A 26,080-nucleotide genomic window follows, 5' to 3' on the forward strand; every position below is an offset into this window, starting at 1 on the left:
AGCGCCTGAATCTGTCACCGACGGCAATGTGTGAATTGCGACGGGAGAGTCAATAGCACGGCTTGCAAGGAAAATCACCACCTGTCGATAGCAAGACGAATCTGTTTTAGAAAGAAAATCGCCAGCGAAACGGGCCTTTGGAGAGAATTTGCATGCAGGATACGCCAGCCGAGACGAAAATCAGCTTCATCGAGGTCGGCGCAGCGGAGGCCGCGCGCAAGATCGCGATGCGCGTGCGGCATGCCGACAAGCCGACGGACGGGCAGCCGACATTGGTCTGGCTCGGCGGCTACCGCTCGGACATGACAGGCACCAAGGCGGTCGAGGTCGAGCGCTATGCGATGGAGCGAGGCGCTGACTGCGTGCGCTTCGATTATTCCGGCCATGGCGCCTCCGGCGGCGCCTTCGCCGACGGCACGATCTCGCGGTGGCTCGAAGAAAGCCTTGCCGTCATCGACCAGGCCGCACCCGGACGCGTGGTGCTGATCGGCTCGTCGATGGGCTGCTGGATTGCCTTGCGGGTCATCCAGGAACTCCGGCGCCGGGGCGACGGAAACCGGGTCGCCGGCCTCGTGCTGATCGCGCCGGCACCCGACTTTACCGCCGAACTGATCGAACCCAACCTGACGGATGCGGAGCGGGCTTCGCTTTCCGAACGCGGCTATTTCGAAGAGCCTTCCGAATATAGCCCCGAGCCGAACATCTTTACCCGCGCGCTGATCGAGGACGGGCGAAAGAACCGGGTGCTCGACGGCACGATCTCGACCGGCTGCCCGGTGCACATCCTGCAGGGCATGCGCGACCCCGACGTGCCCTATACCCACGCCCTGCGGCTGATGGAGCACCTTCCCGCCGACGACGTCGTGATGACGCTCATTCGCGATGGCGATCATCGCCTCTCGCGCGAAGAAGACATTGCTAAAATGAAACAGGCGATCGGCACGATGCTCGCCTGAGCCGTTGCCGGAATATCCCTTCCTTTCGACCAGAACCCAAGGACAAAACCGCTCCCGCGCCGCAGATCCCCTGCGGCGCAACGGTTCCCGTGCGTCCAGTTCCGGTTTTAACCATAAACTCCGATGTCCCGATTCCGGAGATTGACTCTGCAGTCCCGACGTTATTAACTCTTTATTAACGATTAGAGCAGCGCCGGGGACGAACCTAAACAAGCTGCCTTCAACTCAGGATTGCGCGAATGCGTCCGGACAAAGAGCGTCCGGCATACCGCGCCGCAGGGGACTTGTATGGCGTCTTGGACTGGAGTTAAGGGAAGTATCGCGGCGTTCTGCGCACTTTTCATTTCAGCAAACACGGCAATCCCCGCACAGGCGGGATCGTCTCCCTGGATGCAGACTGGCTCGGCGACCTCGCAGCCGATCGGCCACTACGAATTCTGCCAGAAATACAAGAGCGAGTGCAACGTACGCTCCAAGGGAACCGTCGCTGCACGCGTGACCGAACGGGGCTGGGCAACGATCCGGCAGGTGAACGCGACCGTCAACCGCGAGATCACGCCGATGACCGACCTGGAACTGCACGGCCGGGACGAAGTCTGGTCCTATCCGGACGGCGCTGGCGACTGCGAAGACTTCGTACTCGAAAAGCGCAAGCGCCTGATGAGCAAGGGCTTCTCGGCAAGCGACCTGTTGATCACGGTGGTGCGCAAGCCCGACGGCGAAGGCCATGCGGTATTGACCGTGCGCACCGCGCAGGGCGACTTCATCCTCGACAACCTCGAAAACGGCGTCAAGCTCTGGACCCATACGCCCTACCGCTACCTGAAGCGCCAGGCGTCCAACCACAGCGGCCGCTGGGTCACCATCCAGAACGGCGCGGAAGTCCTCGTCGGCTCGGTCGGCAACTGACCTCAAGGCAACACGAAAAATTTCAAAAAGGGCCGGTCGAACCGGCCCTTTTTCGTATCTGCCGCGCGCCGTCAGGCGTTGCCGATCAGGATGCCGGCCGCCAGCACCAGACCGCCGCCGAGCACCACCTGGAAAGCGGCCCTGAGGAACGGCGTTTCCATGTAGCGGTTCTGGATGAAGGCGATCGCCCAAAGCTCGACGAAGACGATCACGGCCGCCGTCGCGGTCGCCGTCCAGAAGTGCGGGATCAGATAGGGCAGCGCATGGCCGAGACCGCCAAGCGCGGTCATGATGCCCGACGCCAGGCCGCGTTTGATCGGCGAGCCGCGACCGGAAAGCTTGCCGTCATCATGGGCAGCTTCGGTGAAGCCCATGGAAATACCGGCACCGACGGAGGCCGAGAGACCGACGAGGAAGGTCTGCCAGGTGTCCTGGGTCGCGAATGCGGCGGCGAAGATCGGCGCCAGCGTCGACACCGAGCCGTCCATCAGGCCGGCGAGACCGGGCTGGACGTAAGTCAGGATGAACTGGCGGCGCGCGGTCTGGTCCTCCTCGGCGCGCACGTCCTCGGGCGTGTGCTGTTCGCCAAGCCGACGGGCCAGCGATTCATGCGACTTTTCGGCAATCGCGAGATCGCCGAGCAGCTTGCGGGTGGCCGCATCCTGGGTTCTGGTCGCGGCCTCGACATAGAAGCGGTGCGCCGCCGCCTCCATCGCTTCGGCTTCCTCGCGCGCCTTTTCGATCGGCATTTCGGCAATCAGCCAGTCGGGCTTGCGCTCGGGGAAGTCGCGCACATGCTCGCGCCGGATGAGCGGGATGCGGTTGCCGAAACGCTGGACGTGCAGATCGATCAACCATTGCCTGTGGTGACTTTCCTCCTCCGCCATCTCCTCGAACACTTTTGCCGAGTGGGGGTATTGCGCCCGAAGCGCATCGGCATAGGCGAGATAAATGCGCCCGTCGTCCTCTTCGGAGGAGATCGCGAGCGCCAGGATTTCCTGCTCGCTCAGGGACAAAAACGGGCGCTTGGAACGGGAGAAAAGACGGGAAAACATCGGGAGGAAACCTTCTTTAGAATAATTCTAAAATAGAAATGCGGGATCGCCCCGTCAAGGCCAAAGCCATGCAATCATGCGACAATCTCTCGACAGAGTGTCGCGGCTCGGCCACCATGCCGGCCACCCGCGAATCTCATTTCCTTCCCCGGAGCGATCGCCTCGATGAGGACCATCTATCCGCTTTCCGAAAGCAAAGACACAGTGTTGGATCGTCTCGGCGCAAGGCTCGCCGCGCGCCTGCAGGCGCAGACATCCGGCTACGAGCCCTACACGCCATCCGATCAGGAAACGCTGGCGCGCACGCTGCGCCCGGGCGACATTCTCCTGATCGAAGGTAACCAGAAGGTTTCGGCAGCGATCAAGTATCTGACGCAATCGACCTGGTCGCATGCCGCCTTCTTTGCCGGTGACCAGATGCCGCTGACGCTCGATCAGGCGACACTGCCCGTCATCGAGCGGCCGCAACTGATCGAGGTAAACATCGGCGAGGGCTGCGTTGCCGTGCCGTTGAAGAAATACGCCTCGTTCAACACCCGCATCTGCCGGCCTATCGCGCTGACGCCGGATGATCGCACAGCACTCGTCGGCTTCATGATCTCGAGGCTCGGGATGAAATACGACCTGAAGAACATTCTGGACATGCTGCGCTACTTCTTGCCGACACCGCCGGTTCCGGTGCGCTGGCGGCGGCGCCTGCTTGCCTTCGGTTCCGGCGACCCGACACGGGCGATCTGCTCGACGCTGATTGCCGCCGCCTTCGAGCAGATCCGCTATCCGATCCTGCCCGAGGTTACCCGCGCGCCCGGACGGGCGGCCGCAACCTCGACCTATTCACGCGAAGAGATCCTGCACATCCGCCACCATTCGCTCTACACGCCCAGGGATTTCGACCTCTCGCCGTTCTTTGCGATCGTCAAGCCGACGCTGGAGTTCGGCTTCGACTACAAGCGATTGCGCTGGCATGCGGACGAAGAGAGCAATTCCAGCAAGAGTGTGTAGCGGTTCTCCGTCCGGAATTGCGTCTCTTCTAGAGATGGAGCGCGAGCGCCTGTTCGCGGGCCATGTAGTCGCGCTGGCGGTCGGTGATGTAGTCGCGCACGATCGGCGCCGCATCGCGCGAGCGCGACAGCTGCATGTGGAAGACGAGCTGGCTGCCGGTGCGGAACATCATCTCGGCACTGATCAGATAGAACTCCCACATGCGGGCAAAGCGCTCGTCGTAGAGGGCGATCACCTTGTCGCGGTTCGCGTCGAAGCGCGCGCCCCAATGGGCTAGCGTCGTTGCATAGTGCACCCGCAGGAATTCGAGATCGGAAACCCAGAGGCTGTTGCGCTCGACGACCTCGAAGACCTCCGACAGCGCCGGCGAGTAGGCGCCCGGGAAGATGTACTTGCGAAGCCAGGAGCTCGCCATGCCGGGCGGGCTCATGTGGCCGATCGAATGCAGCACCGCAAGCCCGTCGTCCGGCATCAGTGCGTTCAGCTTCTTGAAGAACTCGTCATAGTGATGCACGCCGACATGTTCGAACATGCCGACCGAGACGATGCGGTCGAACGGCCCCTGGACATCGCGATAGTCCTTGAGTTCGAAGCGCACCCGATCCGAAAGGCCAGCCTTGCGCGCCCGTTCGGTGGCAAGCGCCTGCTGCTCCTTGGAAAGCGTCACGCCGAGCACCTGAACATCGGCGAGCTGCGCGAGATACATCGCAAGGTCGCCCCAGCCGCAGCCGATATCGAGCACCTTCATGCCGGGCTCCAGGCAAAGCTTGGAGGCAAGCAACCTCAGCTTGTTGCGCTGCGCCGTCTCGAGCGTCTCGTTCGGCTCGCGGAAGTAGGCGCAGGAGTAGAGCATGTTCTCGTCGAGGAACAGCTTGTAGAACTCGTTGCCGAGATCGTAGTGATGCGCGACGTTCTGCTGTGCCTTGCCCTTGGGGTTGGCCTGTTGGCGCTTGCGGAAGCGCATCTTTACCGCGCGCAGCAACTTCTGGATCGGGTAGGAGCCGAGCGACAGGCGGTTGATCGAAAACAGCGTCAGGAAATCCCGGAGGGTGGAGCCCTCCTCGAAGCGCATGGTGCCATCCATATAGGCTTCGCCGGCGGCCAGTTCCGCATTGAAGACGAGGCTGCGATAGAGCTTCTTGTCGGTGAGCCGCATCGTCACTTCCGGCCCGGGCGTCCCGGAATAAACGTGCCTCTTGCCATCGGCATCGATCACCGTCAGGCGACCCTTGCGAATGAACGACTTCATCATATGCGACAATGGGAACATGCAGGCCCTCTCGTGAGATGTCGTATCGGCGCCGCATCCTAGCACCCGTTTTTCGAAATGCGCCCCTTAAATTTCTGGTTGCTCACGCAACCTACCGGAAACGAAAACGGGGACGGCAACCTTCGCTGCCGTCCCCGTCCAAATTGACCTGGTCGATGCCTCAGTCCTTGGCGCGCTCGACGTAGGAACCGTCTTCCGTCGCAATGACGACGCGGGTGCCGGCCTGGATGTGCGGCGGAACGAGCGTGCGAACGCCGTTCGACAGAACCGCCGGCTTGTAGGACGACGAAGCCGTCTGGCCCTTGACGACCGGCTCGGTCTCGGTGATTTCGAGCGTCACGTGGCGCGGCAGGTCGATGGCGATCGCCAGGCCTTCGTGGATCGAAAGAATGACGGCCATGCCTTCCTGCAGGTAGGCCTTGAGGTCGCCGATATCCTCCGTGCTCATGACCAGCTGGTCATAGCTTTCCGGGTTCATGAAGTGGAAGCCTTCGGCGTCTTCGTAAAGGAAGGTGTGCTCGCGGTCTTCGACGAAGGCGCGCTCGACCTGTTCGGTCGTGCGGTAGCGTTCGGAGACCTTCACGCCGTCGGAAATGCGGCGCATGTCGACCTGGGTGACCGGCGTGCCCTTGCCCGGGTGGAAGTTCTGGGCGGTAAGCACGACATAGAGCTTGCCGTCGACGTCGAGAACGTTGCCCTTACGGACAGATGAAGCGATGACCTTGACCATTAGTCTTCCTTGTAACAGAGGTATGCGCGACACCGTGGGCCGGAAACACTGGCCCTGAAGGACGCGAAAATAAGGATTTCGCGCCGCCACTACCCTAATTTCGCGCAAATAGCCAGCCTGAGCCGGCATCTGCGCGAAGAAAGCCTGGACTGAACCGACCATGTCGCATGCCTCACCCTGGTGGACACCCGATGTCCATGCCGACCGGCGCCCGTTTCTTCTCGGCCGCAACCGGATCCAATCGGCATTGCGCCGGTTCTTCGAGACACGCGATTTCATCGAGGTCGACACGGCAACGCTGCAGGTCTCGCCCGGCAACGAGGCGCATCTGCATGCCTTCGCCACAGAAGCGCTCGACCATGACGGCTCCGGCCATCCGCTCTATTTGCACACCTCGCCGGAATTTGCCTGCAAGAAGCTGCTGGCGGCCGGCGAACAGCGCATCGCCTGTTTCGCCCATGTCTACCGCAACCGCGAGCGCGGACCACTGCACCACCCCGAGTTCACCATGCTCGAATGGTATCGCACTGGCGAGAGCTATGAGGCCTTGATGCGCGACAGCGCCGAGATCCTGGCGCTTGCGGCGGAAACGACCGGCACGAAGCAGTTCGTTTTCCAGGGGCAGGCCTGCGATCCCTTTGCCGCGCCGGAGCGCCTCAGCGTGGCGGACGCCTTCGAGCGTTTTGCCGGCATCGACCTGTTGGCCTCGATGGCCGCCAACGGCGAAACCGACCGCGAAACTCTTGCCGCAGCGATGGCCGCGGCCGGTCTTCGGGTCGCCCATGACGACACCTGGGCGGATCTCTTCAGCCGCGTGCTCGTCGAAAAGGTCGAGCCGCATCTCGGCTTTGGCCGCGCGACGATCCTCGACGAATACCCGACGGCGGAAGCCGCGCTCGCCCGCCCCGCCGCGCGCGACCGTCGCGTTGCCGAACGCTTCGAGCTCTATGCCTGTGGCGTCGAACTTGCGAATGCCTTCGGCGAGCTGACCGACGCGGCCGAGCAGCGCCGGCGCTTCGAGATGGAAATGGTCGAAAAGGCCCGCGTCTATGGCGAGACCTATCCGCTCGACGAGGATTTTTTGGCGGCACTCGCGATCATGCCCGAAGCAAGCGGCATTGCGCTCGGCTTCGACCGGCTGGTGATGCTCGCAACCGGGGCGTCGCGCATCGACCAGGTGCTCTGGGCGCCCGTGGCGGAGACACGAGCGTGAACGTGCACCGCCCGATCAAGACCGCGCGCGAACTCGTCGATACCGGCCTTATCGACGAAGCCAAGGAGGCGGCGGTTGCCGCTGTTGCCGAGCGTTATGCCGTCGCGATCAGCCCCGCCATCACCAGTCTCATCGATCCCGACGATCCCAATGACCCGATTGCACGGCAGTTCGTGCCCGACGCGGCCGAACTGACGCTGCTGCCTGAGGAACGCGAGGACCCGATCGGTGACAAGCCGCACAGCCCCGTCACCGGCATCGTTCACCGCTATCCGGACCGGGTGCTTCTGAAGGCCGTGCATGTCTGCCCGGTCTATTGCCGTTTTTGCTTCCGCCGCGAGATGGTCGGGCCGCAGGGTCTCGGCACGCTGACGCCGGCTGAACTCGATGCTGCGATCGCCTATATCGCCGCGCACGAGGAAATCTGGGAGGTGATCCTCACCGGCGGTGATCCGCTGGTGTTGTCGCCGCGCCGGCTCACCGAACTTATGGAACGGCTGAAGCCGATCCCACATGTGAAGATCGTCCGCTTCCACACCCGCGTTCCCGTGGTCGAGCCGGCGCGCATCGACGCCGACCTGATCGCGGCGCTGAAAGCCAGCGGCAAGGCGACCTATGTGGCGCTGCATGCCAACCACCCGCGCGAGCTGACGGACGAGGCACGTGCCGCCTCTGCCCGCCTGATCGATGCCGGCATCGTCATGGTCAGCCAATCGGTGCTCTTGAGGGGCGTCAACGACGATGCCGAGGTGCTTGCCAGCCTGATGCGCGCCTTCGTCGAAACGCGGATCAAGCCCTACTACCTGCACCACCCGGATCTCGCCCCCGGCACCAGCCATTTTCGCCTGACGATCGAGGAAGGCCAGGCGCTGGTCGCCGCCCTGCGTGGCCGGGTCTCCGGTCTCTGCCAGCCCACCTACATCCTCGACATCCCCGGCGGGCACGGCAAGGCGGTGATCAGCGCTGCCTCGATCGCGGACGAAGGCGGCGGCTGTTACACGGTCACGGATTTTCGCGGCGGCGAGCACAGCTACCCACCGAAAGCCTGATGACCGCGAGAAATCGCGACTCTCAAATTATTGAAACTTCTTCAAAATAATCAGCTCATGCATTTTTCTTCGCGTCCTGCGAGAAAAATCATTGAGCCCGCGTCACAGCTGTCCGGCGTCGATCGTCAATTGGTCATAAGCAACACGACAACGATGGAGTTGAGACCATGACCGATACCAAAGCCGTCCGCTACGAACAGGAAATCTCCGATGTGCTCGGCGCGCTCGCCGACGTGCACAAGACCATGGACCTGCACGGACTCGACCGCACGATCCACAATCTCGTCCAGCTGCGCGCCTCGCAGATCAACCGCTGTGGCTTCTGCGTGAAGATGCACACCAAGGAGTCCCGCGCCGAGGGCGAGAGCAACGAGCGGCTCGACCGCATCATCGTCTGGGACCAGGTCAGTGATTTCACCCCGCGCGAGAAGGCAGCCCTTGCCTGGACCGAGGCACTGACCGAACTCGAACCGCGCACCGACTTTGCGCCGCTTCGCGCCGAACTGCGCCAGCATTTCAGCGAAAAGGAGATCAGCGTTATCACCGCGACGGTGGCGATGATCAACCTTTGGAACCGCATCCAGATTTCGAGGCACTGACATGAACGACCGGCAGCATATGCAGATCTTCGAGGAGGCGCGTCCGCGCCTTCTCGGCCTTGCCTACCGCATCCTCGGCTCGCGCGCGGATGCCGAAGATGCGGTGCAGGACACGTTTCTGAAATGGCAGGAGGTCGACCGCCTGTCGATCGAAACGCCGGCTGCGTGGCTGACGACGGCCTGCACGCGGCGCTGCCTCGACCTCCTGAAAGCGGCTCACCGCAAGCGCGTCGACTATGTCGGCGCATGGCTGCCCGAGCCGATCCATACGGCGAGCGACGACAATGCCGAAGAGAAACTGGCGCTGACCTCCTCGCTCACCACCGCGTTCCTTTTGATGCTCGAACGGCTGACGCCGAAGGAACGTGCCGCTTACCTGCTGCACGAAATCTTCGGCCAGCCTTATGAGGAAGTCGCCGAGACGCTCGACATGCAGGAAACCGCCGCGCGCAAGCTGGTGTCACGCGCCAAGACCAACATCGGGCTCGAAAAGGCGCGGCACCAGACCCCGCGCGAACGCCAGGACGAACTGCTTTCCGCTTTCCATAGCGCAATCCACGGAGGCAATGTTACCGGGCTCTCGGCCCTGCTTTCGGCCGATGTGAAGCTAACGGCCGACGGCGGCGGCAAGGTGGCGACCGTGCTCGGCGTGCTCGCCGGCAAGGAAACGGTGCTCGCCTTCATCGTCGAGCGGCTTACCGAATACTGGTCGCATTACGTCTGGGAAATGGGCGACATCAATGGCGGCCGCGGCATCGTGCTTCGGGACGAAGCGAAAAACGAGATCGCGGCAACCGTCGCCTTCGGCTATGACGGCAACGGAAACGTCAACGACATCTTCATCATGCGCAACCCGGAAAAGCTCACGCGTTTCGGCGAGGCTGCGCTCCACTGATACTGGCGGCTTCGCCTTTGCAAACGTGATCCCAACGGCCAGGCCGGTCGCACGTTTACGGCGATACCCCTGCATGAGGTACTGACATGCTCGAAAAAACATCCGCTCCCCATCAGGAAACCGGCTGGCGCGCGCTTTTGACCGGCGGCAACGCCGTGCATTCGCTGGTGCTCAGCGGTGGCGTCGCGCTGCACGCGCTCAACATCTACGTCGTGACGACGATCATGCCGTCGATCGTGCGCGAGATCGGTGGGCTCGAATATTACGCCTGGAGCACGACCGTCTTCGTCGCCGCCTCGATCCTCGGCGCGGCCCTGTCGGCCCGGCTGCTTGGTGCCGTCGGCGCCGGCGGCGCCTATGCGATCGGTGCGCTCGTCTTCGGCCTGGGCACGCTCCTCTGCGCCGCGGCCCCGTCAATGGAGATGCTGCTTGCCGGCCGGGCGATCCAGGGCTTTGGCGGCGGGCTGCTCTATGCGCTTGCCTATGGCGTGATCCGCGAGGTCTTCCGGCCGGAGCTCTGGACCCGCGCCATCGGCCTGATTTCGGCCACCTGGGGCACGGCGACGCTGGTCGGCCCGGCGATCGGTGGCATGTTCGCCGAGTTTTCCACCTGGCGCGTCGCCTTCTGGTCGCTCTTGCCGCTGACGGCGTTATTGGCGACGCTCGCCTTCTCGACCTTGCCGCGCAAGGCTGCCGGCGAGAGCGTGCGCACACCGCTTCCCTTGGCGCAACTGGCGCTGCTCGTCGCCATCGTGCTTGCGCTTTCCGTCACCAGCACGCTGACCACGGCGGCCGAGCAGTTAGGCTGCGTCGGCGCCGCAATCCTCATGTTCCTGGCGCTGCTCGTCGTCGAGAAGCGGGCGACCGGCAAATTGCTCCCCTCCGGCAGCTTCACCCCGGCCTCCCCGCTCGCAGCCCTTTATGCTACGATCACCCTGCTGATGGTCGGCCTGCAGCCGGAAATCTATGTGCCGTACCTTTTGCAGGAGTTGCACGGCTTGTCGCCGCTGGTCGCCGGCTACATTGCGGCGCTGATGTCGATCGGTTGGACTGCCGGGTCGATGACAAGCGCCCACTGGCACGGCGAAAGGGCGAAGCAGACGATTTTTGCCGGCCCGGCCTTCGGCTTCGTCGGCCTGGCATTGATTGCGCTGTTCATGCCGATGACGGGCTCTGAATTCATGACGATCGCCGTGCCGCTCAGCATCGGCATCATGGCGGTCGGTTTCGGCATGGGCTTTGCCTGGCCGCACATCGTGACGGCCGTCTACGAATTTGCGCCGGAGGGCGAAGCGGAGAAGGCCTCGAGTTCGATTACCACGGTCCAGCTCTTCGCCGCAGCGCTCGGCGCGGCGCTTGCCGGACTGACAGCCAATCTCGCCGGCATCGAAACGCCGTCGACGGATGGCGTAGCAACGGCGACGCGCTGGCTCTTCTGGCTGTTCGCGCTGATGCCAGCGCTGGCCGTGCTGACAGCCGGACGCGTCTGGCGGGCGCGGCGGGTGGCAAATTAGGCGCATTGCTGGCTTTCCCCGGGGGTGGAAGGCCAGCAAATGCAAGCTGTACGAGGGGTGCGGGCGCCCTTGGGAGGAGAGGATGGAAGCCGAGGAGATCGGCCTTCATGGTGTACGGGAGACCCTGTTGGTCACGCTCCAGGCCAAGGCCGCGGAGAGCGCGTTCCCGGATTCCCTGCTCAACGATCACTTTGCCGCCGATCTGATGCGGCGGCTTGCCGGCAGGCCGAAACCGCCCGATGCAAGCCATGACATGACCATCGGCATCGCGGTGCGCGCCCATATGCTCGACCGCTGGACGAGCGACTTTATCGGGCGCCACCCGGACGCCATCGTGCTCAATCTCGGGTGCGGTCTTGATACGCGCGTGCTGCGGCTCGATCCGCCCGCATCCGTCGGCTGGTTCGACGTCGACTTTCCCGATGTGATCGCCTTGCGGCAACAGCTTTTCCCGAAGCGCCCGGGCTGCACGACGATCGCTTCCTCGATAACGGAGCGCGACTGGATCGACCTCGTTCCGGCGGACCGCCCGGCGATCGTCGTCGCCGAGGGCGTGTTCCCCTATCTTTGCGAACAGGAGGTCCGCGATGTCTTGCGACGGGTGACCTCCTGCCTTACCGGCGGGGAAATCGTTTTCGATGCCTACAGCCATCTGGGCATCGAACTTTTGCGACTAAACCCGTCCCTGCGGGCGACCGGGGCGGAGCTTCGCTGGGGGCTGGAAAACGCGCGGGCGCTGGAGCGGGACGTGCCCGGCCTGACCTTGCTCGACGAGATCAGCGAATACGATGCCGCTCAGGTCGCGCGCCTGTCGCCTTTGGCTCGGATAGCGGCGCATGTCGTCAGCGCCCTGCCGATGCTACGCCGGATGGGTCGCCTGTTGCGCTACGGCTTCTAGTTCGACGAAAATGAAAAAGGGCCGCGCCTTGCGGCGTGGCCCTTTCACTGAAAGCCGTCGATTTCGACCGATCAGGCCTTGATCGGCGCGATCGAGATTTCGACGCGGCGGTTCTGCGCGCGGCCGGCTTCGCTTCCGTTGGATGCGATCGGACGCTCCTTGCCGTAGCCCATGGCCGACATGCGGCGCTGGTCGACGCCCTGGCCCGCCAGGTAGTTGGCGACCGAAGCGGCGCGGCGCTCGGAGAGGCCCTGGTTGTAGGAGGCGCTGCCGGTCGCGTCCGTGTGGCCGTCGACGTCGATCATCGTCTTGTTGAACTTGCGAAGCACGATCGCCACCGAGTTCAGCGTGTCGTAGAAGGCCGGGATCACCTGATCGCGATCGGTCGCGAACGTGATGTTGGACGGCATGTTGAGGATGATGCGGTCGCCGGCGCGGGTGACCGAAACGCCGGTACCCTGCAGCTGGGCGCGCAGTTCGGCTTCCTGGTTGTCCATGTAGTTGCCGATCAGGCCGCCGCCGAGACCGCCGATTGCGGCGCCGACGAGGGCCGAGTCACGCCGTCCTGCTGCACTGCCGCCAACCAGCAGACCGGTTGCCGCGCCGAGGCCTGCGCCGATCAGCGCGCCACCGGCGGTGTTCGACATCTTCTGTTCGCCCGTATAGGGATCGGTGGTGGTGCATCCCGAAAGATAGATGGCCGCGACAGCCAGAATGGCGCATTTCTTGATCATGGAATCAGTTGTCCCCATTGGTGCTCGAAGTTGCTTCATACTAGCGATTGCGGCAGGAAGATGAAGAGGCGTCCCATTCACGCCACGGTTTGCCGGCAAATCCCGCTTCTCCAGCGGCCGGCGTGGCCATCAGGGCACACAATAACCGATCCTTCACACGCTCTTGATAGGACGGGCATCCAAGAAAAGAGAGGCAAGCTCCCATGGCAATCGAGTTCGGCGACACGCAACGCAGTCTCAGCGACACGCTCAACGGCATGATTGCCTCGATCCGCGGCGAGACGATCACGCTGCGTGAACTGATGACGGAAATCGGCGAGCAGGGTTTCCTGCTGCTGTGCGCCCTGCTGACGCTGCCGTTTCTGCTGCCGGTGTCGATCCCGGGCGTCAGCACCGTCTTCGGCGCGGCGATCATCCTGATTTCCGTATCGGTCACGCTCAATCGCCTGCCGTGGATGCCGCAGCGCATTCTCGATCGCCGGATCGAGACCGAGAAGCTGGTGCCGACGCTGCAAAAAGGCGCGGATATCGTTTCCAAGCTCGACCGCTATGTCCGCCCGCGTCTCGGCTTCCTGACGCAGGGCGCGCTGATGAACCGCTTCAACGGCCTGATGATCATGGCCGGCGGCATCCTGCTGATGTTTCCATTGGGCCTGATCCCGCTGTCGAACACGCTGCCTGGGATCGCGATACTGCTGCTCTCGCTCGGCATCATCCAGCGTGACGGACTGATGGTGGCTGGCGGCTATCTCTTCCTCGTCGCGACGACGGTCTATTTCACGGTGCTTGCCTATATGGCCTTTGCCGCCGGCCAGGGCCTGTCGACGTTCTTCGTTTCCTGACGCGCGTTCGCATCGGAAGCATGGATCGGCCCGGCTGACTGCCGGGCCTTTTTCATTCCAACCCTCTGTTACGCGCAATTCCGGACGGAAAACCGCTGCAACTGCTGGAACGGCCCTAGGCAGCCAGCCCGCCGAAGGCCCGGTAGCTGGCGAAATCGGTGCGGATGCCGAGCGTCTTCATCAGTGCCTCGCGATCGAGGCCGAGCTGGCGATCGAACTCGATCAGCGCGGCTGCGACCTTGGGCGCGACGTCGGCACTCGCGAATTCGATCATGGTGATGAAATCGAACTGGCCGGGACCGGCATGCTGCTCCAGGAACAGGTCCTTCACATAACCATCCTGCTTGCGGATGACGGCCAACGTCTTGTCGACCAGTTCGACGAATTGCGGCCGCGCTTCCGCCGGCACGGTGTATTTGTTGATGCGGTAAAGCGGCGCCACGCTATTTGACTGACTGCTCATAGCTTTTTTCCTCTGATCTCTTTTGAACGAGAGCAGTCGTACGACCTCAAGCAAAGTTGAGGTCAATAGCGGAAAGCGCATTTTTCCCAATGCTGACCTTTAGCCAGAAATACCCTTCAGCACATTGGCGACGTTGAGGCCGATTTCCGGCACGCCGTAGCCGCCCTCCATGCAGACGACGATGGGCAGGCCGGTGCGCTGCAGCGCTTCACCCATGCGCAGATAATCTTCGGATTTCAGTCGGAAGAATGAGATCGGGTCGCGCTCGAAGGTATCTACGCCGAGCGAGACGACCAGGGCTTCGGCACCGAAGGCCTCGATGCGCGAGAGCGCATCGGCCATCGCCGCCGACCAGGCGTCAAACAGCGTACCGCGCGGCAGCGGATAGTTCTTCGTCGTGCCGAGCCCGGCGCCGGCGCCCTCCTCGTCGGCAAAGCCGAGGAAATGCGGAAAAGCCTCGACGGGGTCGCCATGCAGCGAGGCGAAGTAGACGTCGCCGCGCTCGTAGAAGATATCCTGGGTGCCGTTGCCATGGTGGAAATCGACGTCGAGCACGGCAATCTTTTGAGCACCATGATCCCTTAGGCGCTGGGCGGCGCAGGCGGCGTTGTTGATGAAGGAATAGCCGCCATAGAGATCGATCGCCGCATGATGGCCGGGCGGGCGGCAGAGCGCGAAGGCGGCACGGTTGCCGGCATGGATGTGGTCGGCGGCCGAGATGGCGCAATCCATCGCGGCGCGCGCGGCCGCATAGGTACCCTCGGTGATCGCCGTTTCCGCCGCGAAGGAATAATAGCCGAGCGCTCCGTCGATATCCCTCGGCGGATGCTGGCGCATGCGCCGCGCCGGAAAGCAGGCCGGAATCGCCTCGCCGCGGTAGCCATCGGCAACCCAACGCGCCCAGGCGGTTTCGAGGAAGTCGAGATAATCGGGCGCGTGCAGCTTGAGGGCGACATCGAGACCGTGACGCTCGGGTGCCAGGACATCTTTGAAGCCCGCTTCCTTGACCGCCGCCAATATCCATTCGGCACGAAACGGCGCCTCGAAAGGCGGCACAAGTTCGCCGCCGAAAAGCTCGGTCTTGGCGTCACGGAGCTTGTGGTCTTCGGTGTAATAGATGCGCATGGAGTCTCCTGAGATGGAAACGGACGGGTGCCGGTACCCTACCCCAGGTTTCGAGGTTGGCAACCTCGAGCGGTCAGCCCCTGCCTCGTGCATGTCCCCCTCGCCCCGCGAGCGGGGAGAGGGTTAGTCCTCCGGTTAAACCGAGGAGAGGGGGAAAATCCCACCAATGCAACTGCTCTAAGCCGCGATCCGCTTGTAGAAGAACGTCGTGGCGCAGAGGCCGCCTTCCGGCCACATGGCATAATCCGGGATGACTCCGACGCGCTCCCAGCCGAGGCGCGGATAGATCGCCTCGGCATCGCTGCCGGTCGCGGTATCGAGCACCAGCAGCGTCTTGCCACGAGTAGCAGCCTCGCGCTCGACCGCGTCCATCAGCCGGCGCGCCAGGCCTTTGCCGCGGGCGTCGCGATGCACCAGCAGCTTCTTCAGGTCGCCGCGATGCGGCTGGTTCGGCATCTGCGCGACGCCGACCTGCACCGTACCGAGGATGCGGCCGGCAACCTCGGCAACCATCAGCAGCGTCTCACCGCCGGCAACCGCCTCGGCGACGCCTCGCCAGTAGGCGAGTGCCGCTTCCGGCGGATAGGGCTGCATGAAACCAACCGAGGCGCCGCCCTCGACGCAATCGGACAGCACCTCGGCAAGCGCCGGGATGGCGTCGCGGGCCTGGGCTTCATCGAGCAGACGGATCTGAATGTCGGACATGGTCAAACCTTGGTGCGGCAGAGGATGACGGCATAGTGAGCCGGCTCATCGTGGGGGTTGTGGAAGATGTGGCCCGCCTCCAGCCCCATGAACAGGCAGTCGCCTGGCTCGAGCGAATGGAAGCCGGATGCAGTCGTCATTTCGAGCCGCCCGGAAAACAGCCAGAGATGCTGGGTGATGCCGCGATCAGAGGGTTGCCGCTCGAAGACAACGCGGGCACCGGGCGGAAACTCGACCTCGACGATATCGATCGGCGAGCCAAGACCGTCCGGGGAGACGGAGCGGCGCAGATAGCCGGATTCCGGATCGCGCCAGAGCCGCTGATCGGCGCGCCTGGCAAGCGGCGATGCTTCCTCGGCTTCAAAGGCAAAGAGCGCAGAAAGCGTAGTCGAGAGCGCGCTGCAGAGCTTGGCAAGAAGCTGGGCGGTCGGGCTCGCCTCGCCGCGCTCGATGCGCGAGATCATCGCCCGGCTGACGCCGGAGCTTGAGGCGAGCTCGTCGAGCGTCAGGTTCTGTTGCGTCCGCAGCGTGCGAATGCGCTCGCCGATAGCATGTTCGAGGGGGTCGGTGACGTTTTCCATTATCTGAGATTGCATTCTTATATAGTGGAGTCAAGACTGAGAAAGACTGAAAATACAGGCATGCGATGCCGCATTGGCGACAGCGCGACACGGGTGTTTCGGCTATGGTGGCGGCTTCGGACGCTGAAACGAGAAAAGCTTTCACTTCAATACTTTAGACGGCCCTCATCCATCACGCCGGCGCACCCGCACGGGCGGCCTCCATCGACAGGTTGGACATGACCAAGCAGCCCTCCTCGCTGACCTCGATCGCCAGCATCGTCGCCTCGATGACGGCGGTCGCGATCGGCAACGGCATGATGCTCGCCTATGTGCCCTTCGCGTTGACGCGTTCGGACGCACCGGATTGGGTGCCGGGTGCGGCGGTCACGATGATCGCCTTCGGCGGGCTGATCGGCTGCGTCATCGCCGGGCCGATGATCCGTCGCGTCGGCCATGCGCGCGCCTTTTCCTGCTCGATGGCGCTCGTCATCCTCTCGGCCCTGACGATCGCGCTCGGCATGCATCCGCTGCTGTGGGTGCTTGCGCGCGGCCTCTATGGCGCATCCGGCAACACCAATTTCATCATCGCCCAGAGCTGGCTCAACCATGCGAGCGAAAACCACTGGCGCGGCAAGGCGATGGCGCTGTTCTACATGGCCTATGTCATCGGGCTCGGCACCGGCGCCTGGCTGTTCGGGCAGATCCCGGCCGACGGCAACCTGCCGCCGCTCGTCACCATCTTCTTCACGGCCCTTGCCCTTCTGCCGATCGGGCTTACGCGCCTGCCGACACCGCCGCCGCCGGCCAAGGTCAGCATCGACATCCCGATGGTCTGGCGCAATTCCCCCGTCGCCTTCATCGGCGTACTCGCCGCCGGCGGCCTTTCGATGGTGGTGCAAGGCTTCACGCCGATCTATGCGGCCGCCAACAATGTCAGCCAGGGCGACGTCGCCAACCTGATGTTCGTCATGCAGTTCGGCCTCATCGCCATCCAATATCCGATGGGGACGCTGTCGGACCGGATCGACCGGCGCCTGGTGCTGATCGGCACGTGCCTGCTGATCCTTGTTGCCGGCTTTTTCGCGCTGTCGGCCTCCTTCAGCAATCTGCTCCTGCTGATGCTGGTCTTTGCGCTCTTTGCCGGTGCGGTCGAGACCGTCTATTCGATCGCCAATGCGCACGCCAACGACCGCACGGATCCGGCCGATTTCGTGCCGCTTGCCAGCACCATGCTGGTCGCCTGGTCGATCGCCGCAACCGTCGTGCCGATGCTGGTAACGCTGCTGACACCGGTGTTCGGGCAGCGCACGTTCATCTATGCGGCGATGGTCGTTGCCGCCCTTTATGCCTTCTTCGTGCTGCTCAGGTTGCGCAAACGCGATGAGGTGCCGGCGGCCGAGCGCGAGAGCTTCGAGATCAGGAGTGCGCAGGTGCCCAATGCCGGCGCGCTCGTCGATGCGGAGGCGAGTGCCGAATAGCCTGATTTATAGTGAACGAAGCCTTCATTTCCCGCTTTGCGGCGGTTGAAGGCACTGCTATATGCGGCCCATGAGCACAACATCTTCGAAGACGCCCCTTTCGCATATCCGCAACTTCTCGATCGTGGCCCACATCGACCACGGCAAGTCGACGCTTGCCGACCGGCTGATCCAGTCCACCGGCGGCCTCGCCGAGCGCGAGATGTCCGAGCAGGTGCTCGACAGCATGGATATCGAGCGTGAGCGCGGCATCACCATCAAGGCCCAGACGGTGCGCCTGCACTACAAGGCCAATGATGGCGAAACCTATGTGCTGAACCTGATCGACACCCCCGGCCACGTCGACTTCGCCTACGAAGTCTCGCGCTCGCTGTCGGCTTGCGAAGGCTCGCTGCTCGTCGTCGACGCGTCGCAGGGCGTGGAAGCCCAGACGCTCGCCAACGTCTACCAGGCGATCGACAACAACCACGAACTCGTCACCGTGCTCAACAAGATCGACCTGCCGGCGGCCGAACCGGACCGCATCAAGGAGCAGATCGAGGAAGTGATCGGCATCGACGCGTCCGACGCCGTGCTGATCTCGGCCAAGACCGGCCTCGGCATCCCCGACGTGCTCGAAGCGATCGTCACCAAGCTGCCGGCGCCGAAGAGCGACGGCGGCGATGCGGCGCCCTTGAAGGCGCTGCTGGTCGACAGCTGGTACGACACCTATCTCGGCGTCATGGTTCTCGTGCGCATCATCGACGGCACGCTCAAGAAGGGCATGACCATCCGCATGATGGGCACCGACGCCAAGTACACGATCGAACGCGTCGGCGTGCTGACCCCGAAAATGGTGGCGATGGATGCGCTCGGCCCCGGCGAGATCGGTTTCATCACCGCTTCGATCAAGGAAGTGGCCGACACCCGCGTCGGCGATACCATCACCGAGGACAAGCGCCCGACCGCTACCGCACTGCCGGGCTTCAAGCCGGCGCAGCCGGTGGTGTTCTGTGGTCTCTTCCCGGTCGATGCCGCCGACTTCGAGGACCTGCGCTCGGCGATGGGCAAGCTGCGCCTCAACGACGCCTCGTTCTCGTTCGAAATGGAATCGTCGGCGGCACTCGGCTTCGGCTTCCGTTGCGGCTTCCTCGGGCTGCTGCACCTCGAAATCATCCAGGAGCGTCTCGAGCGCGAGTTCGACCTCGACCTGATCGCGACCGCGCCTTCGGTCGTCTACAAGCTGTTCATGACCGACGGCTCGGAACGCGAACTGCACAACCCGGCCGACATGCCCGACGTCGTCAAGATCGCTGAGATCCATGAGCCGTGGATCCGCGCGACGATCCTGACGCCCGACGACTATCTCGGCGGCATCCTGAAGCTCTGCCAGGACCGCCGCGGCATCCAGATCGAGCTGACCTATGTCGGCACCCGCGCGATGCTGACCTACGACCTGCCGCTCAACGAAGTGGTGTTCGACTTCTACGACCGCCTGAAGTCGATCTCCAAGGGCTATGCGTCGTTCGACTACCAGATCACCGACCACAAGGAAGGGAACCTGGTGAAGATGTCGATCCTCGTCAACGGCGAGCCGGTCGACGCGCTCTCGATGATGGTGCACCGGATGGCTGCGGAAAAGCGCGGCCGTGAAATGTGCGAGAAGCTCAAGGAGCTGATCCCGAAGCACATGTTCAAGATCCCGATCCAGGCGGCCATCGGCGGCAACGTCATTGCCCGCGAAACCATCTCGGCGCTGCGCAAGGACGTGACTGCCAAGTGCTACGGCGGCGACGCCACCCGCAAGCGCAAGCTGCTCGAAAAACAGAAGGCCGGCAAGAAGCGCATGCGCCAGTTCGGCAAGGTGGAAATCCCACAGGAAGCCTTCATCGCCGCCCTCAAGATGGGCGACGAATAAGCGGTAGCGCCACATGTTTCTACGTTTGAAAGGGCGGCCCTCGGGTCGCCCTTTTTGGTTTGTGGCCACCAGTCGCAGCTGCCCGTTACCTCGCCACACCTATTCCGGCAGCTTCTTCGGCAGCCAGAGCCAGGCAATGATACCCAATGCGAGCAGCGACAATGCGCCGACGCCGGCTGCGATGTGGAGGCCGGTGAGGAAGGCGTCCTTGGCCTGCAGCACCGCTTCGGAAGCAAGGTCCGGCTTATCAAGGGTTTCGTTGAGCGTGCCGGCGACGCCGGGGCCGAGCAGGCGGAAGCTGAGGGCGGCCAGTGAGCCGAGCAGCGTGATGCCAAGCGCGTTGCCGAGTTCGTTGCTGGTTTCGGCGATCGAGCCCGCGGCACCGGCGCGTTCAGCAGGCACGGCCGACACGGCGATCTCGGCGACGAGGCTGAAGGAGAGGCCGTAGCCGATGCCCGCAACCACCGTCGAGGCGATGAGCGCTGCCACGCCCGCCTCGACGCTCGTGAGGAGCAGCAGAAAGAGTCCGGCTGCGATCAGGAGATGCGTGGCGACAAGCGCCCTTTTGCGGCCGACCGCATCGACGATGCGCGCCGTCCCGACGCAGGTCGCCATCAGCACGACAGCGCCCGGCACGGTCAAAAGTGCCGCGGTAAAAACATCGAAGCCCAGAACCGATTGCAGATAGATGCCCGAGAGGTAACCGACGGCGGACCAGACTACCAGCGGCAGGAGGCCGGTGAGAATGGCGATGGAAAAGATGCGGTCGCGAAACAGGCCGAGATCGAGCAGCGGATAGGCGATCCGCGTCTGCCGGCGAAGGAAGAGCACGATGGCGAAGATGCCGACGATCCCGGAGAGCGTCTGCAGCGGCGTGAAGCCGTAGGCGGCCGCGGTCTTCAGCGAATAGGTGGTGAGCAGGATACCGGCAAAGGACAGGACAAGGCTTGGCAGGTCAATGCGGCCATAGGTCGTGGAGCGCACCTCGCGAAGCAGAATGGGTGCGGCGACCAGGAAGCCGAGCACGACGGGAACGTTGATCAGGAACACCACGCCCCACTCGAGCCGCTGCAACAGGATGCCGCCGATCACCGGACCGATGGCGAAGCCGGCTGCAAAGGTGGCGGCGAAGATGCCGATCGCCTGCGCCCGCAGTCGCGGATCCGGAAACAGCGCGCTGACGATTGCCAGCCCCGAGGGCAGCAATGTCGCGCCGCCGAGCCCCATCAGCGCCCGGGAAGCAATCAACGCCACGGGCGACTGCGCATAGGCCGCACCGAGCGATCCTGCACCGAAGATCACCGCGCCGATCATGATCAGCTTCAACCGCCCGTAGCGATCGCCGATATTGCCGAAGGCAATCAGCAGCGAACCGACGACGAAACCGTAGATATCGAGGATCCAGAGCGCCTGGTCGGCGGTGGGCAAGAGAGCCGAGGTCACGCGCGGCATGGCGAGATAGAGGATGGAGCCATCCATGGCCACGATGAGGACCAGTGGCAGCACGGCGATGAGGCCGAGCCATGCGCGTCGGCCTTGGGAGTGAGGGAGTGAGACGTCAGTCATTGGGCACGAATCCTTTGCAAACGGCACGCGTCGGCATGCCGCTTCGGCCGCCGCCCGTGAGGAGGCGGATGGTTGCGGTTGGGAGATATCTTCTATATACTTAAGGTAAGTTACTTTTGGTATATAGTGATGTCAAGCACCATGGAAAGAGACACGGTCACCGCCAAACGCGTTCGCCTCACCCGCGAGCAGCGGCTACGCCAGCTGCTGGACGTCGCCTGGAGGCTCGTTCGCGAGGAAGGGACCGATGTGCTGACGCTGCCGCGCCTGGCCGAGGAAGCGGCCGTCGCCAAGCCGGTCGTCTATGATCATTTCGGAACACGCAACGGACTGCTCGCCGCGCTCTACCAGGATTTTGATGTGCGCCAGACGGTGGTGATGGACGCTGCCATTGCCGCGAGCGACCCAACGCTGGAAGCGACAGTCAGGACGATTGCCGCCTCCTATGTCGACTGCGTGCTCACGCAGGGCCGCGAGATGCCCGGCGTGCTGGCGGCCCTCGCCGGCTCGCCCGAGCTTGCGGCCGTCAAACGGGACTATCAGCTGGTCTATATCGAAAAGTGCCGAAAGGTGCTGGGCCCGTTCATCGGGCAGGGGGGCATCGCACAGGCCGGTTTCTGGGCAATGCTCGGTGCAGCCGATGGCTTGTCCCACTCTGCAGCGACGGGCGAAATCACCGCCGACGAGGCTCAGGACGAGCTTTACGAGACGATCATTGCCATGGTGAACAGAAGCAGCCGTTAGAGCGGCACGCTTTCAAGAGGCGCCCTTTGCGAGCGTCGGCGCTTTTTTATCGCCGACGCCTCTCGCCAAGGCGTGGGCCGATCTCCTCAAGACCGATCCACCCTATGATGTCAGCTGCCTCTCCGGACTGAACTTCAGGCCCGGCGATGAAGACCGGGAGGGTGGCGCTGCCAGAGCGGCAGTGCTCGCCTCATCCGTCCTCAAGCACGTACCGCTTCGAAATGCGATCCACCAACTGCCCGTCCTTCAGCGGCACCGCCTTGTCGACCTTGTAGTCGACGAAACCCATTTTGCCGTAATAGCTGAGCCCGCTGACGTTGTCCGCACGGATGGTGGCGTTGAGGGCTTTCAGGCCGATCGAGCGGGCGAAGTCGCAAGTGGCATTAAAGAGCGCCGTGCCGGCGCCGGGCACCTTGTTGTCGGGGCGCGAGAAAGTGCCGATGTCGGCCCAATCCTGCGGTATGCCGTCCCACTGGTCGAGCGCCTGGAAGGCGCAAGGCTCACCCGCCTCGTCTTCGGCGACGAAACAACTGACGAAGCCCGGGCCGGCGAGATAATGCGCCACGAAGCTCTCAGGCGTGAACGGCGTCTGATGGGCGGTGGTGCCACCGATCGCGATGATCTCGTTGAGGAAAGCGCACAACGCAGGTGCATCTTCTGGCCGCGCCGGGCGCACATGGATCGTCTTCATCTCATTCGTCATCAAAAATCATTCCTCCTGAATCGCGTTACGTAGACACGCCGCGGAGCGGCCGCGCCGGGTTGCCGGCAACCACGGCGCCGGCCGCCACGTCCTTCGTCACCACCGAGCCCGCACCGACGATCGCGCCATCCCCGATCGTGACACCGCCGAGAATGATCGCGCCGCCGCCGATCCAGACATCGGCACCAATCGTCACCGGCTTGGCGACTTCGAGGCCTTGGCCGCGAAGCACGGCATCCCTGTGGTGCTCGGCGCAATAGATCTGCACGTTCGGCCCCAGCATCGTCCCCGCCCCGATCGCCACGCGGCCGCTGTCGAGGATCGTGCAGCCGGCGTTGAGATAGACGCGGCCGCCAAGGTGGATGTTGATGCCGTAGGAGCAATGGAACGGCGCCTCGATGAAGACGTCATCGGCAACGGCACCGAACAGCTCCCGCAGCGCCGACGCCATGTTTCCACGCTCCGCCGGCGGCATGGTGTTGTGCTGATGGACAGCAATACGCGCCGTCTTCCTCAGCGCCTCGAGTTCGTCGACGAGGCAGGAGTACCATTCTCCGGCTGCCATCTTGTCGCGTTCGCTGGCTGTCACGCTTTTGCCTTCGCTTCCGCGGCCGCGCGCCGTGCCAGGCTTTCCGGCGGCCACATGGTCTTCATGTCGTAGTAGACCTCGAAGGCCGGCGCGCCGCCTTCGAGCGACAGCCACTGAACCTTGGAGCGGGTGAAGATATGCGCGTCCGGCGGGAAGTTCGACGGGTGGTCAAGGCTTGCGATCCGGACGAAGGAAAGCCAGCCGCGCCGGCCGTAGTCGCTCCAGAGCGCCGTCTGGCATTCGGCGCAACGGTAGACGTCATGCGGGCGACCGCTGTCCGTCGGAAGCGTCACGACGACCGGCTCGCCTCCGGTAAGTTCGATGTTGTCACGCTCGATCACGCCGTTGACGACGAAGGCGCTGCCGACCTGGCGCTGGCAATCGCTGCAATGGCAGCAATTGACGAACATCGGCGCTGCCTTCAACCGATAGCGGATCCTGCCGCAGAAGCAGCCGCCGTTTCGTGCCTCGCTCATCCGCTAATCTCCTCCAACGCCGGTTCCTCATTTGCCGCGCTGCCCTGCTGGCGGATGATCGTCGCGACCCAGGCCCGGGCAAGAGCCAGGCCCGCGGTATCCGCCTGCCGGCCGTGGCGCGCGGCGTGTTCATGGTAGCGCGCAAGCCAGGTGGGATCGAGCCGCTTGATCGTGTCCGGGAAGGCGCGGTTCCAGTCTTCGACGAGGTGCGTGTCCGCCTCGAAATGGAACTGGGTGCCGTAGGCGGCACGGCCGATGCGGAAGGCCTGATGCCGGGTAACGGCGTTTTCGGCGAGATGGACCGCCCCTTCGGGCAGCGTGAAAGTGTCGCCATGCCACTGGAAGATCGGGAAGCGCTCGCCAACGCTGGAAAGGACCGGGTCCTCGGCACCTTCGCCGCGCACCTGCACCTCACACCAGCCGAATTCCTTGGCCTCGCCCAGCAGGTTGCGGCCCCCATAGGCGCGGGCGAGAAGCTGGCTGCCGAGGCAGATCCCGAGCACGGAACGGCCGCTGTCACCGAAGCGGCGCATCAGCGCGGCAAGCTCAGGCAGATAGGGATAGGCGGCGTCGTCGAGTGCGCTCTGCTCGCCGCCGAGCACCACAAGCGCGTCGTAGCCTTCCTGTGTTTCGGGAACGGCCTCGCCAAGATAGGCGCGGCAGATCTCGATCTCGGCCTTTGCCTCGCGAAGCGCCGTGCCGACCTGGCCAAGCTCGGTCTTCGCCATGTTTTCAACCACCAGCACCCGCATCATCGCATTCCCTTTGCATCGACCGTGGAGATTGACCACGAGCGCGGCCACTGTTCAAGAGGCCACATGGCGATGCGATGATGCCGACGGGTCCATGCGGGCCTTGACTTCGGGAGCGAACTTTCCGACCCTTGGGGCATGATGATGCCGATGATTTCTTCTCATTGCTGCTTCCGGGTGTGCCCGATCGCAGGAACCTGACCCCAGCCCGGACGCTTGCGCTCTCCGGGTCAGGGGAGCCTTTCGCGTCGGCAGAAGAAATTTCCGAGCGCGGCTGAACGAGCGCCTAATCTCCAGAAAACCTATTCGATTGCGCCCTGTCGTGCGCTTCGATTGAACGTGTCAGGTCCCATCATGGCGGCAACCCGCAAGAAACTTCCCCCGATCATCATCAATGCCGAAGACCACAAGCGGCTGACGGCGCTCGCCTCCTCCGCGCTCGAGCGCGTGCCTGATGTGGCCGAGGCACTGCTCTCCGAACTCGACCGCGCCCGCGTCGGCACGCCCGGCGCGCTGCCCGCCGATAGCGTGCAGATGGGCTCCACCGTCGCCTTCGAGGCCGACAACGGTTTTGCCAAGCAGGTGACGCTCGTCTATCCCGGCGAGGCCGATATCGAGGCCGGCCGCATCTCGGTGCTGACGCCTGTCGGCGCGGCGCTGATCGGGCTCTCCGTCGGCCAGTCGATCGACTGGCAGGACCGGTCGGGCAAGGTACACCGGATGACCATTCGCAGCGTCACGGCCAAGGAAAGCGCCTGAGCGATCAGCGACGGCGGAAGCCTCGCTGCCAGCCAGACGAAAACGGGGAGGCCGGTTTTCGCCGCCTCCCCGTTTGTCCGACCGTCGTTCGTTCGATCAGAACTGCTTGCCGAGCTTGGCGTCGACAGACTGGCTGTTGGCGCCGCGGATGGCGAAGAAGAACAGGATCGCTGCCCAGAGAATCGACTTCTCCGCGCCGAAGAGCCCCTCGCCCTGGACGATGCCGTGGAAGTAGACGGTGACGAGCAGAACGATCATGCCGGCAAAGGCGGCGGGGCGCGTCAACAGACCGATCGCGATCAGAATGCCGCCGAAGAACTCGGTGGCGGCGAGAAGCGGCGACCAGAAGACGCCCGGATAGAACCCGAGGCCCTCGACCATGCCGATCGCGCCGAAGGGATTGGTGATCTTGCCAAAACCGTGAACCGCGAGCAGAGCGCCGGCGAGCACACGCAACAGCGTTTCGGCGGATGTATTGAGCGGCAGATAGATCTTTTCCAGCGCCGGCAGGATGGCGCGCGGGCGGGAACTGGAAACGGTGACGTCGGTCATTAAGGAGCCTCTCCGGCGGTTGGTGCGACAATTTGTGCAATG

Annotated in this window: 28 protein-coding genes; 14 read left to right on the forward strand and 14 right to left on the reverse strand. The window is 63.6% G+C overall.

All coding sequences use genetic code 11. The features are described from left to right. The first annotated feature begins 152 nt into the window (after positions 1-152). Positions 153-956, forward strand: a complete 804-nt coding sequence (locus tag IB267_RS14115) for a carboxylesterase (RefSeq protein ID WP_192448134.1) — start codon at positions 153-155, stop codon at positions 954-956. Between the two features lie 288 nt (positions 957-1,244). Next, complete coding sequence (locus tag IB267_RS14120) at positions 1,245-1,865, forward strand: transglutaminase-like cysteine peptidase (RefSeq protein ID WP_043617116.1); 621 nt, start codon at positions 1,245-1,247, stop codon at positions 1,863-1,865. 71 nt (positions 1,866-1,936) lie between these two features. Here IB267_RS14120 and mbfA read toward each other — a convergent pair whose 3' ends face one another. After that, complete coding sequence (mbfA, locus tag IB267_RS14125) at positions 1,937-2,920, reverse strand: iron exporter MbfA (RefSeq protein ID WP_192448135.1); 984 nt, start codon at positions 2,918-2,920, stop codon at positions 1,937-1,939. 165 nt (positions 2,921-3,085) lie between these two features. Here mbfA and IB267_RS14130 point away from each other — a divergent pair, with 165 nt between their 5' ends. Further along, complete coding sequence (locus IB267_RS14130) at positions 3,086-3,922, forward strand: lipo-like protein (protein WP_192448136.1); 837 nt, start codon at positions 3,086-3,088, stop codon at positions 3,920-3,922. A gap of 28 nt (positions 3,923-3,950) precedes the next feature. On the opposite strand, the gene IB267_RS14135 is transcribed toward IB267_RS14130, so the two are convergent. Then, positions 3,951-5,192, reverse strand: coding sequence for a cyclopropane-fatty-acyl-phospholipid synthase family protein (locus tag IB267_RS14135; protein WP_192448137.1), 1,242 nt, complete (start codon positions 5,190-5,192; stop codon positions 3,951-3,953). 160 nt (positions 5,193-5,352) lie between these two features. Beyond that, positions 5,353-5,922: an elongation factor P gene (efp, locus tag IB267_RS14140; RefSeq protein WP_192448138.1), complete on the reverse strand. Its 570-nt coding sequence runs from the start codon at positions 5,920-5,922 to the stop codon at positions 5,353-5,355. Positions 5,923-6,082: 160 nt separating this feature from the next. Between efp and epmA the strand changes: the two genes are divergently transcribed. The 6 genes from epmA (at position 6,083) to IB267_RS14170 (ending at position 12,090) form a co-directional block, all read left to right on the forward strand. After that, positions 6,083-7,135, forward strand: a complete 1,053-nt coding sequence (gene epmA / locus IB267_RS14145) for an EF-P lysine aminoacylase EpmA (protein ID WP_192448139.1) — start codon at positions 6,083-6,085, stop codon at positions 7,133-7,135. Next, entirely contained in the window at positions 7,132-8,184 is a 1,053-nt protein-coding gene (locus IB267_RS14150; RefSeq protein WP_192448140.1) for a lysine-2,3-aminomutase-like protein, read from the forward strand. Before epmA ends, IB267_RS14150 begins: the two co-directional genes overlap by 4 nt. A 167-nt stretch (positions 8,185-8,351) precedes the next feature. Then, positions 8,352-8,783: a carboxymuconolactone decarboxylase family protein gene (locus IB267_RS14155; protein WP_192448141.1), complete on the forward strand. Its 432-nt coding sequence runs from the start codon at positions 8,352-8,354 to the stop codon at positions 8,781-8,783. A 1-nt stretch (position 8,784) separates the two neighbouring features. After that, entirely contained in the window at positions 8,785-9,678 is an 894-nt protein-coding gene (gene sigJ, locus IB267_RS14160; protein ID WP_192448142.1) for an RNA polymerase sigma factor SigJ, read from the forward strand. Positions 9,679-9,764: 86 nt separating this feature from the next. Then, positions 9,765-11,192, forward strand: coding sequence for an MFS transporter (locus tag IB267_RS14165; RefSeq protein WP_192448143.1), 1,428 nt, complete (start codon positions 9,765-9,767; stop codon positions 11,190-11,192). A gap of 82 nt (positions 11,193-11,274) precedes the next feature. Beyond that, on the forward strand, positions 11,275-12,090 hold the full coding sequence (locus IB267_RS14170) for a class I SAM-dependent methyltransferase (protein ID WP_192448144.1): 816 nt from the start codon (positions 11,275-11,277) through the stop codon (positions 12,088-12,090). Positions 12,091-12,161: 71 nt separating this feature from the next. On the opposite strand, the gene IB267_RS14175 is transcribed toward IB267_RS14170, so the two are convergent. Then, entirely contained in the window at positions 12,162-12,824 is a 663-nt protein-coding gene (locus IB267_RS14175; protein ID WP_029742421.1) for an OmpA family protein, read from the reverse strand. Positions 12,825-13,027: 203 nt separating this feature from the next. On the opposite strand from IB267_RS14175, the gene IB267_RS14180 reads away from it, so the two are divergent. Beyond that, a complete protein-coding gene (locus tag IB267_RS14180) occupies positions 13,028-13,666 on the forward strand; it encodes an exopolysaccharide biosynthesis protein (RefSeq protein ID WP_192448145.1) in 639 nt (212 codons plus the stop codon). Positions 13,667-13,781: 115 nt separating this feature from the next. Here the strand turns inward: IB267_RS14180 and IB267_RS14185 are convergent, their stop codons facing one another. From IB267_RS14185 to IB267_RS14200, 4 genes are all read right to left on the reverse strand, one after another. Beyond that, a complete protein-coding gene (locus tag IB267_RS14185; protein WP_043617159.1) occupies positions 13,782-14,129 on the reverse strand; it encodes a hypothetical protein in 348 nt (115 codons plus the stop codon). Positions 14,130-14,228: 99 nt separating this feature from the next. Continuing rightward, entirely contained in the window at positions 14,229-15,254 is a 1,026-nt protein-coding gene (locus IB267_RS14190; RefSeq protein ID WP_192448146.1) for a histone deacetylase family protein, read from the reverse strand. 177 nt (positions 15,255-15,431) lie between these two features. Continuing rightward, positions 15,432-15,959 carry a GNAT family N-acetyltransferase gene (locus tag IB267_RS14195; RefSeq protein ID WP_192448147.1) on the reverse strand — a complete coding sequence of 176 codons (528 nt, stop codon included), beginning with the start codon at positions 15,957-15,959 and terminating at the stop codon, positions 15,432-15,434. Positions 15,960-15,961: 2 nt separating this feature from the next. Then, on the reverse strand, positions 15,962-16,540 hold the full coding sequence (locus tag IB267_RS14200) for a helix-turn-helix domain-containing protein (protein WP_192448148.1): 579 nt from the start codon (positions 16,538-16,540) through the stop codon (positions 15,962-15,964). A gap of 218 nt (positions 16,541-16,758) precedes the next feature. On the opposite strand from IB267_RS14200, the gene IB267_RS14205 reads away from it, so the two are divergent. Then, a complete protein-coding gene (locus IB267_RS14205; RefSeq protein ID WP_192448149.1) occupies positions 16,759-18,000 on the forward strand; it encodes an MFS transporter in 1,242 nt (413 codons plus the stop codon). Between the two features lie 70 nt (positions 18,001-18,070). Then, positions 18,071-19,897 carry a translation elongation factor 4 gene (gene lepA, locus IB267_RS14210; RefSeq protein WP_371742535.1) on the forward strand — a complete coding sequence of 609 codons (1,827 nt, stop codon included), beginning with the start codon at positions 18,071-18,073 and terminating at the stop codon, positions 19,895-19,897. Positions 19,898-19,996: 99 nt separating this feature from the next. On the opposite strand, the gene IB267_RS14215 is transcribed toward lepA, so the two are convergent. Beyond that, positions 19,997-21,463, reverse strand: a complete 1,467-nt coding sequence (locus IB267_RS14215; RefSeq protein ID WP_192448151.1) for an MFS transporter — start codon at positions 21,461-21,463, stop codon at positions 19,997-19,999. Positions 21,464-21,592: 129 nt separating this feature from the next. Between IB267_RS14215 and IB267_RS14220 the strand changes: the two genes are divergently transcribed. Next, complete coding sequence (locus tag IB267_RS14220; protein WP_192448152.1) at positions 21,593-22,207, forward strand: helix-turn-helix domain-containing protein; 615 nt, start codon at positions 21,593-21,595, stop codon at positions 22,205-22,207. Positions 22,208-22,397: 190 nt separating this feature from the next. On the opposite strand, the gene IB267_RS14225 is transcribed toward IB267_RS14220, so the two are convergent. Genes IB267_RS14225 through IB267_RS14240 form a run of 4 tightly spaced genes read right to left on the reverse strand, consistent with a single transcriptional unit; the run spans position 22,398 to position 24,727 of the window. Continuing rightward, on the reverse strand, positions 22,398-22,910 hold the full coding sequence (locus IB267_RS14225) for a GNAT family N-acetyltransferase (RefSeq protein WP_246764925.1): 513 nt from the start codon (positions 22,908-22,910) through the stop codon (positions 22,398-22,400). 25 nt (positions 22,911-22,935) lie between these two features. Beyond that, complete coding sequence (locus IB267_RS14230) at positions 22,936-23,499, reverse strand: sugar O-acetyltransferase (RefSeq protein ID WP_192448153.1); 564 nt, start codon at positions 23,497-23,499, stop codon at positions 22,936-22,938. Further along, positions 23,496-23,975: a GFA family protein gene (locus tag IB267_RS14235; RefSeq protein ID WP_192448154.1), complete on the reverse strand. Its 480-nt coding sequence runs from the start codon at positions 23,973-23,975 to the stop codon at positions 23,496-23,498. The genes IB267_RS14230 and IB267_RS14235 overlap by 4 nt, the downstream gene beginning before the upstream one ends. After that, complete coding sequence (locus IB267_RS14240) at positions 23,972-24,727, reverse strand: type 1 glutamine amidotransferase (RefSeq protein ID WP_192448332.1); 756 nt, start codon at positions 24,725-24,727, stop codon at positions 23,972-23,974. The genes IB267_RS14235 and IB267_RS14240 overlap by 4 nt, the downstream gene beginning before the upstream one ends. A 354-nt stretch (positions 24,728-25,081) precedes the next feature. On the opposite strand from IB267_RS14240, the gene rnk reads away from it, so the two are divergent. Then, positions 25,082-25,486, forward strand: coding sequence for a nucleoside diphosphate kinase regulator (gene rnk / locus IB267_RS14245; RefSeq protein WP_192448155.1), 405 nt, complete (start codon positions 25,082-25,084; stop codon positions 25,484-25,486). A gap of 96 nt (positions 25,487-25,582) precedes the next feature. Here the strand turns inward: rnk and IB267_RS14250 are convergent, their stop codons facing one another. Next, positions 25,583-26,038 (reverse strand): DoxX family protein, encoded by a 456-nt coding sequence (locus IB267_RS14250; protein ID WP_029742404.1) that lies wholly within the window; start codon positions 26,036-26,038, stop codon positions 25,583-25,585. Between the last annotated feature and the right edge of the window lie 42 nt (positions 26,039-26,080).

The sequence above is a fragment of the Ensifer sp. ENS09 genome (genome assembly GCF_014852425.1).
GTDB lineage: Bacteria > Pseudomonadota > Alphaproteobacteria > Rhizobiales > Rhizobiaceae > Ensifer.